The organism is Marinomonas lutimaris, from assembly GCF_019426345.1.
GTDB lineage: Bacteria > Pseudomonadota > Gammaproteobacteria > Pseudomonadales > Marinomonadaceae > Marinomonas > Marinomonas lutimaris.
The window spans coordinates 1-14,741 of record NZ_JAHLLW010000020.1 but is presented as its reverse complement, the minus strand read 5'-3'; the positions used below and the strand labels follow the sequence as shown (position 1 = coordinate 14,741).

General features: G+C 41.4%; 17 protein-coding genes. 4 read left to right on the top strand and 13 right to left on the bottom strand.

The window, feature by feature from the left end:
• Positions 1 to 41 precede the first annotated feature (41 nt).
• Positions 42 to 995, top strand: a complete 954-nt coding sequence (locus KPL72_RS17665; RefSeq protein ID WP_212918502.1) for a LysR family transcriptional regulator — start codon at positions 42 to 44, stop codon at positions 993 to 995.
• A 95-nt stretch (positions 996 to 1,090) separates the two neighbouring features.
• On the opposite strand, the gene can is transcribed toward KPL72_RS17665, so the two are convergent.
• The 5 genes from can to KPL72_RS17640 form a co-directional block, all read right to left on the bottom strand.
• Positions 1,091 to 1,723, bottom strand: a complete 633-nt coding sequence (can, locus tag KPL72_RS17660; RefSeq protein WP_212918501.1) for a carbonate dehydratase — start codon at positions 1,721 to 1,723, stop codon at positions 1,091 to 1,093.
• Positions 1,716 to 2,573: a putative RNA methyltransferase gene (locus tag KPL72_RS17655; RefSeq protein ID WP_219703920.1), complete on the bottom strand. Its 858-nt coding sequence runs from the start codon at positions 2,571 to 2,573 to the stop codon at positions 1,716 to 1,718. Before KPL72_RS17655 ends, can begins: the two co-directional genes overlap by 8 nt.
• A gap of 128 nt (positions 2,574 to 2,701) precedes the next feature.
• On the bottom strand, positions 2,702 to 4,681 hold the full coding sequence (locus KPL72_RS17650) for a putative bifunctional diguanylate cyclase/phosphodiesterase (RefSeq protein WP_219703919.1): 1,980 nt from the start codon (positions 4,679 to 4,681) through the stop codon (positions 2,702 to 2,704).
• 61 nt (positions 4,682 to 4,742) lie between these two features.
• Positions 4,743 to 5,627: a DUF1853 family protein gene (locus tag KPL72_RS17645; protein WP_219703918.1), complete on the bottom strand. Its 885-nt coding sequence runs from the start codon at positions 5,625 to 5,627 to the stop codon at positions 4,743 to 4,745.
• On the bottom strand, positions 5,624 to 5,965 hold the full coding sequence (locus KPL72_RS17640) for a YqcC family protein (RefSeq protein WP_212918497.1): 342 nt from the start codon (positions 5,963 to 5,965) through the stop codon (positions 5,624 to 5,626). Before KPL72_RS17640 ends, KPL72_RS17645 begins: the two co-directional genes overlap by 4 nt.
• A gap of 114 nt (positions 5,966 to 6,079) precedes the next feature.
• Between KPL72_RS17640 and KPL72_RS17635 the strand changes: the two genes are divergently transcribed.
• On the top strand, positions 6,080 to 7,165 hold the full coding sequence (locus tag KPL72_RS17635) for a DUF3549 family protein (protein WP_219703917.1): 1,086 nt from the start codon (positions 6,080 to 6,082) through the stop codon (positions 7,163 to 7,165).
• A 159-nt stretch (positions 7,166 to 7,324) separates the two neighbouring features.
• Here KPL72_RS17635 and KPL72_RS17630 read toward each other — a convergent pair whose 3' ends face one another.
• The gene (locus KPL72_RS17630) at positions 7,325 to 7,933 is read right to left on the bottom strand and encodes a TetR/AcrR family transcriptional regulator (protein WP_212918495.1); all 609 of its coding nucleotides are present in this window, start codon (positions 7,931 to 7,933) and stop codon (positions 7,325 to 7,327) included.
• Positions 7,934 to 8,028: 95 nt separating this feature from the next.
• On the opposite strand from KPL72_RS17630, the gene KPL72_RS17625 reads away from it, so the two are divergent.
• Positions 8,029 to 8,910 (top strand): SDR family oxidoreductase, encoded by an 882-nt coding sequence (locus KPL72_RS17625; protein ID WP_212918494.1) that lies wholly within the window; start codon positions 8,029 to 8,031, stop codon positions 8,908 to 8,910.
• 142 nt (positions 8,911 to 9,052) lie between these two features.
• Here the strand turns inward: KPL72_RS17625 and KPL72_RS17620 are convergent, their stop codons facing one another.
• From KPL72_RS17620 to KPL72_RS17590, 7 genes are all read right to left on the bottom strand, one after another.
• A complete protein-coding gene (locus KPL72_RS17620; RefSeq protein WP_249422327.1) occupies positions 9,053 to 9,262 on the bottom strand; it encodes a BrnA antitoxin family protein in 210 nt (69 codons plus the stop codon).
• Positions 9,255 to 9,548, bottom strand: a complete 294-nt coding sequence (locus tag KPL72_RS17615; RefSeq protein ID WP_219703915.1) for a BrnT family toxin — start codon at positions 9,546 to 9,548, stop codon at positions 9,255 to 9,257. Before KPL72_RS17615 ends, KPL72_RS17620 begins: the two co-directional genes overlap by 8 nt.
• 179 nt (positions 9,549 to 9,727) lie before the next feature.
• Positions 9,728 to 9,919 (bottom strand): hypothetical protein, encoded by a 192-nt coding sequence (locus tag KPL72_RS17610; protein ID WP_219703914.1) that lies wholly within the window; start codon positions 9,917 to 9,919, stop codon positions 9,728 to 9,730.
• Between the two features lie 128 nt (positions 9,920 to 10,047).
• Positions 10,048 to 10,542 carry a DUF1993 family protein gene (locus KPL72_RS17605; RefSeq protein ID WP_249422326.1) on the bottom strand — a complete coding sequence of 165 codons (495 nt, stop codon included), beginning with the start codon at positions 10,540 to 10,542 and terminating at the stop codon, positions 10,048 to 10,050.
• A gap of 311 nt (positions 10,543 to 10,853) precedes the next feature.
• Positions 10,854 to 12,044 (bottom strand): hypothetical protein, encoded by a 1,191-nt coding sequence (locus KPL72_RS17600; RefSeq protein WP_219703913.1) that lies wholly within the window; start codon positions 12,042 to 12,044, stop codon positions 10,854 to 10,856.
• A gap of 148 nt (positions 12,045 to 12,192) precedes the next feature.
• Positions 12,193 to 12,657: a hypothetical protein gene (locus KPL72_RS17595; protein WP_219703912.1), complete on the bottom strand. Its 465-nt coding sequence runs from the start codon at positions 12,655 to 12,657 to the stop codon at positions 12,193 to 12,195.
• On the bottom strand, positions 12,657 to 13,535 hold the full coding sequence (locus tag KPL72_RS17590; RefSeq protein WP_219703911.1) for a hypothetical protein: 879 nt from the start codon (positions 13,533 to 13,535) through the stop codon (positions 12,657 to 12,659). The genes KPL72_RS17595 and KPL72_RS17590 overlap by 1 nt, the downstream gene beginning before the upstream one ends.
• Positions 13,536 to 14,540: 1,005 nt before the next feature.
• Between KPL72_RS17590 and KPL72_RS17585 the strand changes: the two genes are divergently transcribed.
• On the top strand, positions 14,541 to 14,741 hold a 201-nt coding region (locus KPL72_RS17585; RefSeq protein ID WP_219703910.1), incomplete at its 3' end, for a hypothetical protein.

Below are 14,741 nucleotides of genomic sequence, written 5' to 3'. Positions count from 1 at the left end.
GATGCAGCCCCTACGATTAGTGGACACGGGCCTCTTCCCTTATGCAGTTAGACAAAATAGATCTTAACTTACTTCGTTATTTAGACTCCTTACTTCGGGAGCAAAATGTCACTCACGCCGCCAACCAACTAGGTATCACACAACCAGCGATGAGTAACGGGTTAAGACGTTTAAGAGATCTATTTCATGACCCACTATTAGTCAGAACCAGTGATGGCATGATGCCTACTGCTCTGGCGATTCAATTGCAGCCGCGTGTACAAAGTATCTTACAATCTGTTGATGAAGTTCTGCACTTAGGACAAAGCTTTGAAGCGGAATCCAGCTCTCGTGTTTTTCGCATTATGGCCAGCGATTACGCCGAAGCCACACTCATTCCACCGCTAATGAAAAAGCTCCAAGCAGAAGCGCCAAACGTCATTCTCGATGTAATGAATCCAAGTGATGTGAGCTTTCATGACGTTGAAAAAGGTAAAGTCGATTTAGTCATCAATCGCTTCGATACCTTGCCACAGTCGTTTCACCAAAAATCTGTTTGGGTTGACCACTTCTCTTGTTTGGTACCAGCCAATTCTGAGATTGCCAAAAACTTCACGTTAGAAACCTATCTTGCCTCTCCTCATGTCTGGGTAAGTAAAACAGGATTTGGTGTAGGCGTTGGCATTCAACCAGAAGAAGTTCAAAAATTAGGCTGGGTAGATGGCTCATTAGCTGATCTAGGCTTTAAACGCAATATTCGCTTGTTTACTCGTAACTACAATGTTGCTATGCGAGCAACAGAACAGCTTGGTTTAATTGCGACTTTACCGTCATTGGCAACTCGTCTAATGAAGGGTAACACTAGTGTTGTGGTTCTTCCTCCACCATTTGAAATTCCACCGGTCGAATTAAAAATGCTGTGGAGCCCATTGCTGCAACACGATCCGGGCCATATCTGGCTTCGCTCTACTATCGCAGGCTGCGCCAAGACCATTGCGGAAAACAACAATTTATAATTGTCTATCCATCGCCAAGTAATCAAAAAAACGAGCACATGGCTCGTTTTTTTACTTTTCAAGAAGGCTTACAAAATAACGTAAAGCTCGCTTTTTTACATATTGTTCATTTGCTCAAGTGATTCCTCAGCACTGGACACGGTTCTTTTCAGATCCGTAATATGACCATTATCAATGCTGTAACACCAGCCATGTACATGCAATTCTTGTCCATTTTTCCATGCATTTTGTACAATACTGCTTTGGCAAACGTTCGCAACTTGTTCGACTACATTCAATTCGCACATACGATCAAAGCGACTATGTTCGCTTTCTATAGCGTCCAACTCTTCTCTGTGTAAGCGGTAAACGTCTTTAATATGACGCAACCAGTTATCTATCATGCCGTGCTCTTCGGTTCCCATTGCAGCTTTGATACCACCACAACCATAATGACCAACAACCATGATGTGCTTCACTTTCAACACATCAACCGCAAATTGAATAACCGACAAACAGTTCAAATCGGTATGCACCACAACGTTAGCAATGTTACGGTGAACAAAGACTTCACCGGGCAATAGATCGACAATTTGGTTAGCAGGAACGCGACTATCAGCACAGCCAATCCAGAGGTATTCTGGTTGTTGCTGCTTAGACAATGTAGAGAAAAACTCTGGATCTTCAGCCGTAACCTTCGCAGCCCACTCTCTGTTTTTATTAAAAAGGTCATCTAAATGGCTAGACATGATTCACTTCCTTAATTTTCTTTCGATACCAGCGAAGCTTAATGTCCGCAGTTAGGATGATAGAATCGAGCTGCTTAACAGCTTCTCGACCTTCGTATGACGCCTTATGAATATGAGGCGTCATACTTAATAAATCTTGAATTTGTATTTGTGAATCTAGGGTGAAAGTGAAAGTTTCCGCTTGCTCCAAGACCAAATCAAAATCTGCGAGCCCCTCAGAAAAGGTCTGCTTATATTCATGAATCGATGGGTAAAGTATTTTGCGCAATTCAATCAAATGATCTGAGCCAGATTCGACCAATAGCAACAATCCATCGCCACTTAGTACCCGTGAAAACTCAGTAAACACAGGAAAACCGAATAAGCATAAAACGGCATCAAAACGATCCTTTGGCATTGGTAAACTTGCATTACTACCAACTAACCAACTCACCGTTTTATCACGCTTGCTTGCTGCTAAAATTGCCCATTTTGAAATATCGAGCCCTGTGCGCTCTATAGCAATATCTCGATCGCTTAAAGTCTTACCTATTTCGCTAAGATAATAACCTTCGCCACAGCCTGCATCGAAAATTCGGACGCCCTTGACTAAATGGTCTTTTGGCCAAGAAGATAAAATAGCGTTAACAATAGGAAAGTAATGCTGTTGATTTAAAAAGGCTTGCCGCGCTGCAACCATTTCTTTGCTATCACCAGGATCTTTAGAGCGTTTATTTTGTACAGGAAGAAGATTTACGTAACCCGTTTTGGCTACGTCATAAGTGTGTCCATGTTCGCACTTTAAAACACGTTCATCACGGCTTAACGGTGCGGCATCTATCGGACAAGAAAGGTTTTCGAGCGTCGACACAGTGTACCCATTGTTTATTAATTGGCGCTGAGCAAGGAGAATAACCTATTAGCCGCAAGCAGAACATCAAAAAAAAGCTAAAGCTATAAAGCTTTCTTATTTCAACGTTTCATTTTAACTTATAGCGTCTAAATCTTTTCGCTATGATCTTTCAGATAAATAAGAAAATCGTCACTGCATAAAGGTTTAGAGAACAAATAACCTTGTACTTCTTGGCAATCGTAACCATTTAAGACATCGACTTGTGAGCGATTTTCCACACCCTCTGCAATAACTTTTAAATTCAAACTATTTGCCATCGCAATGGTTGCTTTCACAATGGCATCGTTATCGCAATCCAGACCTAGGTCATGAATAAAAGAACGATCTATTTTTAGGGTTTGTATTGGGAATTTTTTCAAGTAAGCGAGCGACGAATAGCCAGTACCAAAATCGTCTATAGATAAAGTCAGACCCAACTTACGAAAGCCATGTAGTTTTTCAATCGACTGCTGGGCATCTGCCATCAACATACTCTCTGTCAGCTCAATCTCAAAATACTCTGGATCAACACCCGTTTCTTCTAACACTTGCTGTACCATATCGACCAAATCAGCTTGCATAAATTGACGACTAGATAAATTAACCGACAGTTTGATCGGTGCCAAACCCGCTTCACGCCACTCTTGTAGCTGACGACAAGCTCTTCGAATGACCCACTCCCCCAAAGGGAGAATCAAACCGCTTTCTTCTGCCAAGGGAATAAATTGATCAGGACTGATCATCCCAAGCTCAGGATGAACCCAGCGAATCAAGGCTTCTGCGCCCACTACGACTTCATCAGGAAGTCGAACCTTCGGCTGATAATGAAGAATGAATTGCTCTTCTTCTATCGCCTTGCGCAAACCACCGCCCAATGTGAGATGCGCATTGATGTTATCGGCCATGTGATCTTCATACACACAATACATATTGTGGCCTGTAGACTTGGCTCGATACATGGCGGCATCCGCATTTTTGAGCAAATTATCTATATCGTCGGCATGCTGCGGATAGCTTGCAATACCAATACTGGCGGTAATCATCATTTCCATTTTGGCAACAGGATAGGTATTACTCGCATTTTGCATGATGCTTTGAGCAATGCTTTCTAACTCTTCAATGGTATTGGTATTTTCCAATACCACCACAAATTCATCACCACCCAATCGATACAAACAAGCAGCAGTGGGAATACTGTCTTTTATGCGTTCTGCAACTCGCTGAATAAGCTCGTCACCCACCCTGTGGCCAAAGTTATCATTGATCACTTTAAAACCGTCTAAATCCAAGTACAAAAGACCAAATTGACGATGACGCTTACGCGCATTCACCAAGGCACTTTCTAACTGCTGATACAACAAGTTCCTATTCGGTAAATGAGTCAAACCATCGTAATTGTTAAGACGATAAAGCGCGACTTCGTGATCTCTTTCTTCTTGAATATCGTGAGTTAACAAATAGACAACATCGGTAGTCGGCTGATGCGACACTTCAATTTTGTGCCAACGAACCCCATTTTTAGTAGAAAGCCTTATCTCTTGAGACAAACTCTCCCGCTGGGCTAAACGACGAATAAAACTATTGGCAGCACCAGATACCGCAAATAAATCTCGCACATGCTTGATATCACCAAACTGCTCAGCGAAACGCTTACTGGATTCCACGTAGACACCGCTCTGTTCAAAAACAGCAAAGGATAAGGTGCTAAATTGTGAAAGAAGACCGCAGTTGGAATTGTTGTTAGACACACGAGGAGGCAAAACAGGATGCGCCTCGACCGATAAGCCCTTGCGCGCACCACCTAAAGAAATAACAGAGCCACTTACATTGTAATGCGAGCCATCTTTCGAAACAAATGGCCATTTGAACGGCAGAGCTTCGCCAACATCAAGCGCCTCTATATACAAAGACAAGCGATCTTTTAACTCAGACCCAATCACACGCTGACCCGATTTAATGTCACTCAATGAGTCCATCAATAGAATTTCTGCAGCCTCATTGCACCATGGCACACTGGATTGCTCTATGTCTATAATCCAAGCAGCTAATGGCATTTTACGATGCAGTAATTTTGATAAATCAGTCATTTCTTTTGAAGGCTACTAAAATACATTTTATTCATTCTGATATTAAATTCTGTCGAACCTCTCACCATGAGTCGGGCACAATAAACACACATCGGCTTATTCTGTTTGTACTGTCACTGAATATTTCTGCTGTATTAAAAGCCTGCCATAAAAATACATGTTGAGGTCGGTCATCAAGTAGGAATTCGCCTACAAGATTGTAGGCAGATTGCAGAGAATTGAAAGGAAAATTATCATTAATATTGGGCGAAGCCAACCAATGAGGCTTTTGTAAGATTGTAAAGTGTGAAAAATACGACATTAGTAAATCAATATTTGATACACGGATCCAACCGCCGTGATTGGCCTGGTTAAACCAGGTACTCACCTCTTCCTGACTATTTAAAGCAGAATACAATCGCCCAAATACCAATAGATTTGAAATAGGATGTCGCCCTTTAGCAACGTCCTCAATCACAGACAAACCTTCTTCTGTTTGCAAAATTTGTAACTGATGATCTCTTGCTCGAGTGACTTTTTTTAATAAACTGTCATTTTTATTTGGCCCGATCCAATCATGAGGAAAAAGATCAGGCCTTTCTAAATAGAACTTAATGGCTATTTCAAATTGGTGAAGTTCACTATTAGGCGTTTCAACCAGCATATCCACTTCACCCAGCGTTTTTCCTTCACTTTCAATTTGGAAATGCTCTAAATGGATTTTCAAATGGGATAAATGTACTATCGCAAACGAAAACAACGTCTCAAAGTAACTACCAAGAAAGTGCGACTTACATGCTGCCATTGCCGCAACCAAAGGTTCTGGGTCACTGTCCAGCACTAACAAACGTTCATTCACATCCGCAACCCAATAAGGCTGCAGATCAAAATCACGCTCGATATAATGACCTTCCACCAGCCAGGCAAGATCTTTGACCAGTGGATGACGAACCTGATCAGATATCACAAACTACCACTTAAATGCTGATCGATCCGATTTAAACAGGTGACAATATGACCAACTTTAGCCTGTGGCTTATCACTAAACGCTTCTTCAGCCATTGGCGAAATATGACAACGCACAGGTAGATCACTTCCCGTTGCTAACATTGTTTTAAACCGCTCAATCATCACAAAGCGCAACCATTGCTCGAACCTCATTGTATCAATACAAAAAGGCTCAGAACTCTGTAACGCTTTATCGCTTGGCGCTTCACATTCCCAAACATCGCAATCTTGCATTGCCATTTGCAAGTCCATCAATAAATCAGCCAACACATGATGGGCAGAAAAGGCTTTTTTCAACCTGATTTCTCCTTTGAAAAACGGTAAGATAGCGCAACTTTAACTCAATATAAAAGCACACGTATAACGGCGCGCACTAGCGCCCTTATCGGCAACAAGAGCCAAAACTTTATCATGAACAAAATAGAATCTCTGTCTGACTTATTTGATCTGGTTGGTTGTGACGTAAGCTACTATGACATAGGTCGCAACATCACCAAAATCACGCCACAACAAACTGTACAATTCGACCGTAAACAACAAGCCTACCCTTTCCCATTCCGCCAGCATGCTTGGCTGGCATGTTTATTAAACATGGGAAGCCAACAAGGTAAAAAATTTAAAAAAACAGACATCATTGATCAAGGCGTTATTTGGTTTATTAAACTACCGCTAGACGAAGCTGGCTGTTTAAACCTTGGCACACGCGATCATTTTATCAAAAGCATCGTCGATAAAATATTGCATAAAGGCGAAGAAGCAGGATTATCAGAAGCCCTTGAAGACAGCCCTTATGCCTTCAAACCAGATCAAGAGCGCATGGCAAGTTTGCATGCCATTCTAGGCAAAGACCTACACAAAGCACCATCGCACTACTTCGATGACGTTGTTCAGTACCTGTCATCAGACCTAACAGAAGAAGACGACAGCTGGCAAACACTAGGACTTCAAGGTATTGCAGAACTCGCTGCCAGAGTAGACGAAGACAAATACCAAAAGCTAATACAAAAAGCCATTCAACAAGCTACCAAACCTGTTGTTAGCGCTTTATGCCACGCTCTTGAGCACGAAAACCTGTCTAGTAAATTACAAGACACGCTTATCGCGCAACTGCAAACCGAGCAAGATGCTCTCATGCAAGCAAGCTACCTACGCGCCCTGTCCAGAGCAGACTTAAACGACACACTATTATTATCACTGTTTGGATTGCTTGGCAGCCTAGCAGAATGCAAAGACGACGACCTTCACCCTATCGCCGCACTCGCGGCAAAATGCCCACATTGGTTAGGCCAAAACCCACAGCTACTACGCATCATCATGGAAAAACTGGCACATCGAGAAGATGGCTATATAGCCTTCAAACAAATCGCAGCCGAACTAAGCCAACACCCAGAAACCAAACAACCGCTTTGGTCACTGCTACGCAGCGGACACATCAGCCCACAACTGGCACAAGCCGTGAGCTATCTATTCACGCAAACGCCAAGGTCAGTGCAGTGATTGAGAAAAGATTGAAGTGAGATGATTGGAGTCTGGGGCGTTTTAGATGAGAAAACGCTACAAGACTCCCTTTTTTTTATGAAAATGAGGTTTTCTGAACCATTTACACAGAACTCAGCAAAATTTGATTATCCAAAAGCACTTTGAGCTAACAGATGCCTACTTCAAGATAGAAAAAGCAGCCACAAGTATCTTCTTGACCATCTGTGGGTCTTCGCCTCGTGCAAGCTGTGACGAAGCATTACCTAGCTGAGCATCAATATAAGTAGCAGCAAACTCTGGTGACATATCGGCAGTAAATTCACCTTTGGCCTTTGAGCGCTCTACCCACTTTCTGAAAGTAACTAATCCCTGCCCCTCAAGAAAATCGACTTGCGCTCGTGTTTCTTCACCCAAATGAATTCGTGATTCACGCATTTTTATAAAAAGACAGCCATTTGGGGACTCATGATTACAACTAACTGAAGTAGCAAACACCACAAGATTATCAAGAGCGTCCCGAAATGGAGTTGCACTATTGAGCATCTGCTGAACTGGACCTAACACTTGCTCTTGATACCTTATAAGCACAGCCTTCATCAAGCCATCTTCATTTGAAAACTCACGATAAAGACCAGGCTTTGATACACCAGACCTCCTGCAAATTTCATTAAGAGACAAATTGGCTATGTTCTCTTTCCAATAAGAATTCATTGCCACATCTAAAATATGATCGCGATCTAGGGTCTTTGGTCGCCCCCTTGAAGGCTTAATTGAATCTAAACTCATTTTAATACCACCTAGTATTTTAATTTGACATACTAATCTTTTGCGCTTATTGTACCGCCTGGTACTTAATTAGCAAATCGAATAGGAAAGAAAAAATGAGCAATACAAAAAAAAGCATCGTTATTACAGGAAGCAGCAGTGGCTTTGGTCAAAAATCAGTAAAAGATTTTGCAGATAAAGGCTATCAAGTGTTCGCCACTATGCGCGGTCCAGAAGGTAAAAATTCTGCAGTTAAAGCAGAGCTGGAAGCGTATAGCGATTCAATTCAAGTTGTTGATATGGATGTTACCAACGACGAATCAGTCAAAAACGCCATTGCGAGCGTACTAAATAAAGCCGGAAAAATTGATGTTTTGCTAAACAATGCGGGCGTAATGTATCTTGGTATTACCGAAGCATTTAGTATTGACCAAGCTCGCGAGCAAATGGAAACCAACTACTATGGCGCTATGCGCACTATTCTGGCCGTTTTACCTGCGATGCGTGAAGCTAAGTCTGGCCTTATCATCAACACCTCATCCATGGTTGGCCAAATTTCTGCTCCGTATTTCTCTACCTACGCTGCAACCAAACATGCTTTAGAAGGCTACCTTCAAGGTTTACGCTACGAAGTAGCGCCATTCGGTATCGATGTCGCCATCGTACAACCTGGCCCATTCCCAACAGGTTTAAGCGCATCAGGACAACAACCATCACGTACAGATATACTGGACAGCTACGGTGAATTGGCAAACATCCCTGCCGCCATGTTCGAAGAATTCGGTAAATTTATGCAGAGTGATCAAGCACCTAATCCACAAATGGTCGTAGATGCTTATTTAGCCCTAGCAGACATGCCTGCTGGTAAACGCCCAACACGCACACCTGTTGGCTTGGTCTGGGGAGTGGATGAAATTAACGCTGCCAAACAGCCTATTCAGGACCGTGTTTTGACAGAAATGCAACTAGACAAAGTTCTAGGCGGCGCTGACGTATAATATTCGTTATCAGAGACAAACAATACTTTGTCTCTTTTTAGACCGACATCAAGTGAATGTCGTGTTTGAGAAATAAATTAGAGTCTGAGTGTCTGAATTTAAAGATGCTGCAGACTCTTTTTTTAGGATGTATAAAAATGGCTTATTGCCACTCCATCTTCAAGTCACGGTGTGATTGCGCACAATCCCTTAAATACAAATTGATTAAGCTTTGATAAGGAATTCCCTTATCATCCGCCAACGCCTTAAAATACTCAACAGTATCTTCATCAAGCCTTATCGTGACCTGCTTCTTAAGCTTTTTAGCGTAAGGGTTTTTGACTGAATTTGAAAAATCATAATGATCACGCATAGCGATAATCCTCATATATCTTACGCTCTTGTTTGCCTGCTTTACGTGCAGAAATTATACAAATCCTTTCTGCTTCTCGTATGCAATGACAAACAACGAGTAAGTTAGATTCTATACTTGTACCAAGTAGCAAAAAGCGATCTTCATCTTGCGAGTGATCAGGATCGCCAATTAATCGCGCATACTCATCCGTAAACACAGTCTTTGCCTCATCAAAAGAGACACCGTGCTTCTTTATATTTGATACGCTTTTGTCGACATTCCATTCGAATTTTAAGTCATCCATGACTTACATTGTAGTTACGTTGTAATTATATTCAAGATGAAGACTTGAGATAAATTGGAGTCTGAACATGAACTACAAAATTAAATTTTTGATGTAAATGAATTGGAGCAGATGAAGAGTACGGGGGTTCATCTGACCGCATATATAAAAGCTTTGATATTAACTCTTTATGGGCACAACTAAGTCACTGAAAAAACAACTCGCTCATTATCTGCAACGTCTACCAAATCAAGAATAACCCCATTGTAATCAGGGTTTAACACTGCAGAAAGTAACACCTCTAGCTGATCTCCATTTTCATCAAACTTAGACATGAATTTTTTAGGTAGCAACGTCAGCATAGATTTTACCAATACAGTAGGAACGGACATTGAATCTATTAACTCCCCACTATCGTGGGAGAATGTCTCAATTTTGAACATACGCATTAAACACTCCTTGTTAAAAAACACAATAAATTTAGATACGCAAAGGCGAATAGCTTTTTAGCCAGCCATACTTAACTTTTTACAAAGCTAAAGTCAGCAGGATAAGAATGAAGACCATCAAAATCGCCTTTACTCACCGCGACACCCTTGCTTTTAGCGATAGCGTAAACCATTCCCATATGAAAGAAGAAATTCGACGCTGTGTATTGATGAATGAAATCCGACTGGCACAGGTGTATTTCTGAGAAACCAGCCTTATCGGTTATGACTTTACTATCATCAAGGTTATGAATTTCAGGAAGCTTTTCTAATAACTCTCTGGTTTCTATGATTTGACGAACGACGGCGGCTTTGCCCTGCTCATCAGACATTAACGAAACAGCCTCTTTCTCTAACAGTGGGTAATATCCTCTTAACACAAAATTGGCGGCTATTTTTGCGTTCATCTCAAGAGAAAACATATCATCCGTTAAAGACACAGCGAACAACTCAGGCGGCACTTTATTAACAATCGTCTCCAACTGTAACAAATAGCCCTTGAATAATTGTTTAATGGTACGACTCATTAGTAATTCTAAGCCTCATTGATAGAATGTGATCAGGCAAATATTCACCCAACAGATAATGTAGGTCAGATGAGACAAGGAACGAGGCGTGATCTGACACGAAACACACCCTTCTCGGCAGCGCAGTTCAATTTAAAAATGAATACCTTGATAAGATTAGTTTCTATAAATATAGATTGCCAAGTAATACCGATGCTAGTTCTGCTAAGGGGTGAGCAATGCACTAGATAGGCTACCGCACACCGCTTTAATCACAGAACTCAATGCATGCTGAAAATGCCACGCATTGCTAATCCCTCTTAAACAGATTGTTAGGCAGTGCTTTTGACTCTTTCATACAGCACGCCATCGACTTGCTGATAGAAATCACCCCTTCTTATTAGCTCCTGAGTAACTTTGTTTACTTGAGAGTTTGAAGCGCCTAATTCTTGAGCTATTGTTTTATGGATATGTTTTTCCCATGGTTGTTGAGGAAGCCTAGACTTAACAGCCTGAATGAGCTCTTCGGATATCGGAAGCATATCATCTTCGAGCGATTTCGGTAGCGCCTTACTGTTATGCTCGATTAGCTCATAATTCTTGTCATACTTTAGTGTTATGATGTTCCCACATTTACACTTCTGCTTACCTCTTCCGCCGTCACAGTCAGGTACACTAATTTCGTTCATATCTTGACAAATAGCACACGAAACTTGATGAAGTATCATTCTTGGTTTCCGAAGATCTATTTTTCTCGTAGCATTTTTATAGACTGAAATAAGAAATGTATTACACGAAGCCTTAGGACATCTAAGGTGACGATAATTGTCACTTCGAGTATGTTGATCATAACTAAACATCGTACTACAACTTGGGCACTGACGCGTAACCCTGTTAATACTTTCACTTTCGTTCAAAGAATACCCTGTATCACCTAAGAGATCATCGAGTGATAATCTAGCATCTACTACAGATTGCTCTGTTTCCGAACCTGATAATTCCAATGCTTCCAAGTTTTCAATTCTCAACAGAAGGCTATTTATCTCTTTTTCTCGTTGCTCCTCTTGCTGCTCTTTAAATGTCTTGATTTCTAAGCCGATAATCCCACGCCAATCATTGATTGTGGTATCGTTTACTGACTTCAATGTTTCGATAATGTGAATAACATTATCTATTCTCTCGCCAACGACTTCTCTGGAGATTATCTCTTCATCTGAATTTCCCATAGACTTCAATCTACGTGTTAGTCGACTTAATTCATTCGAAATATTGTTTACTTTTTCAGACGCATTTATTACGTACGTTTTCAAACTATCCAGGTGAAATTGCTTTGCTTCTTCTAGTGCAGACTGTTTACTCTTTTCGGCGTATAAGTCAGTGATCAACCAAGAAACTGCTATAGAAAGGAGAGCTAGTACGGAGCTAAATAAAGAAGTTTCTCGAGCGCTTAGCTCTTCAGTAGATAACACCCAAAGAACACCGATTAATGATAGGCCTAAAATTAAACTCAAAATTTTCTTCAAAATAACGGCCTGAATTATTGTGTATCTAATGAGATAATAACATATCAAAAGCCACCAAGTGCATACATGGTAAGAGAGCATAGCCTAACGCCCGCGAAATAGGCGCGAGCTTGCGAGTGTCCTAATTGACGCGCTTGTTAGAATTTTTCTACTCATTAGTCTTAATTAAAGCGCTCCGAATGCCTATTTTTGCGGTATAAAAACTGAATGCGTTGAGTGACGTTGCGACAGCAAACATGAAAAATAACCAAGCGCCATCAAATTTATTCAGTCCGCCAATAAACCAGACTGCTACGCACGGTAGAAGGTAAATAATGCTGTTCATGATACCAACATTAAAATGAACTTTAAGTTTCCAGAAATCAGGCCATTCATGTAAAGTTTTCGATGTTTTATCATCAGGAAAAATCACACTAACACCATCCTTCAAGGTCCACCCAGAAATGCTAATAGGGAATAGCATTGCCCACTTTAAAGCATCCTCATTTATTGAAACTACAAGAAAATGCTTTTCAAGTAACTCTCCGAAGAGGATATAGAGGGCCGCGCTAAAAATTAGAAAAACGAACTCATAGCTGACAAGGAAAACCCTTAAATAGTAGATTGCTTTCATTAATGCTTCATATCTCTTTCGTTTGATACTTTGTCAAACTGGGATTTAGTCTTTACAGCAAGTTCTTGCGGCTCTGGCTCTTTCTCATGAAGAAAACTTTTTTGGGTGTCACTTGTTTTTATAACTACTTCATCGCCGTTTTCAATACCAACTACTTTGCCTCGACCATAACCATCTGCAGCCATAAGGATTGCAGCATCGCCTATCGCAGGAACCTCTTCAGGTTCATATTCTGGCGACTCCATGATCCTATCCATCAATTCAACTATTTTTGATTTCAGACCTTTTGGCTTAGAAGTCTGTTCTTTGATTGCTACTTCAGATGCATTTCGACTATCAATATACTCATTTAGGCTACCCCACAATCGGCCGAACAATGGGTTTGGTGGGTAAACTGTTGCTGAAAACTCTGTAAAATGACTCAATCTCTTTAGTCTACTAGTGAACGCTCTGTAGTCAGATATTGGCTCGATATCACAAGCGACCATAAAACCATCAAAGGCCGCTTCAATTACAGACTTGAATCGCCGAGGAAATACATCTTCTTGTATCCCATTCCATACATGCAAAAACGCTATACCTGAACATTCAGGCAAATATACAAATGATGAACTAGCCTCAAGCAAGTTCGGAACATCGGTGTCCACTTGAGAACGGCTAATCTCGTCAATTACTTTTGCGTGACCATCCTTTGCATACTTAGATAGCTTTCCGAAAACATATGGGAATTCATCATTCCTATTGTCCTCGATGTCAGTAATAGTCCAGTCGAATTTTCCTACCGTGATGATAGGAGCATTCGTCATCGCATCCATCAAGCTTTTTTGATCGAGATTTATTTTAACGACTCGTCCAAGATAATATCTACCTCTTTTCATCAGATATCCCTATACTTCCAAAAAATTCTAACATCTATGGACACACCGTTTTTTTGCAAGCAAAATCAAGCTTTAACAAGAGTCGTTTTGCAGCCATCTATTCGGATTTTTAGTAAAGCAATTAATGCTTTTATCCCTGATGCTATTCCTGCAAAAAAGCAGCGCTGACTTGGTTGTAATCATTTTGGCGTTTTCAACGAAACGATGTTAGTACCAGAATTTCTAAGTCATGTTTTTACTTATCTTGTAGTCACTATTTTAACTAAGCAAAATCGAGTGTTTCAAATTTAATGTAGATCAGGTGAAGGGAGAAAGACGTGTTAATTTGATATGTGTTATTCACTCGTCTTCCCTGACCATTTCTTTACAGAGTACAAGAAGTTAAAAGCGAAAACCATAAATATATTGTGTGTTTTTTAGCGTTAAGATCGTGACGAGACACAACAAAGAGATAACCCCGCCCTAGCCCACAAGAGATTGGTTCCCGCCTTCGTGGGCACTTGTCCCCTTGTGGGAAAGGGCCTGCACCAGCGGCGGATCACGGTCGTACCTCCCTCATCCGCCCTACGAAAACCAGCATTAGCAATGCCATCAGTTCGACGCGACGAAGTTGCGCGACTTTATGGAGTTTCAGAGCCATTAACAGAAAGACTCTCTCGAACAGCAAGGCCTATCTATGCCTTACGGTAAAAATCGTGTTGCTAAACGCTACCTTAAACAAAGCGAATGAGACGTTTGGGCGATAGCCCGATAAAGAGACCTTTTGGTTACTTTTGTGGCTCTGGACAAAAGTTACCCGCTCAGCAGAGCGGAAAAAAAGTCGGGAATACAAAGTATTTGAATGAAGCCAAAAGTACGAAAAGAGATTGATTCCCGCCTTCGCGGGNTAAAAGCGAAAACCATAAATATATTGTGTGTTTTTTAGCGTTAAGATCGTGACGAGACACAACAAAGAGATAACCCCGCCCTAGCCCACAAGAGATTGGTTCCCGCCTTCGTGGGCACTTGTCCCCTTGTGGGAAAGGGCCTGCACCAGCGGCGGATCACGGTCGTACCTCCCTCATCCGCCCTACGAATGCCAGCATTAGCAATGCCATCAGTTCGACGCGACGAAGTTGCGCGACTTTATGGCGTTTCAGAGTCATTAACAGAAAGACTCTATCGGACAGCAAGGCCTATCTATGCCTTACGGTAAAAATCGTGTTG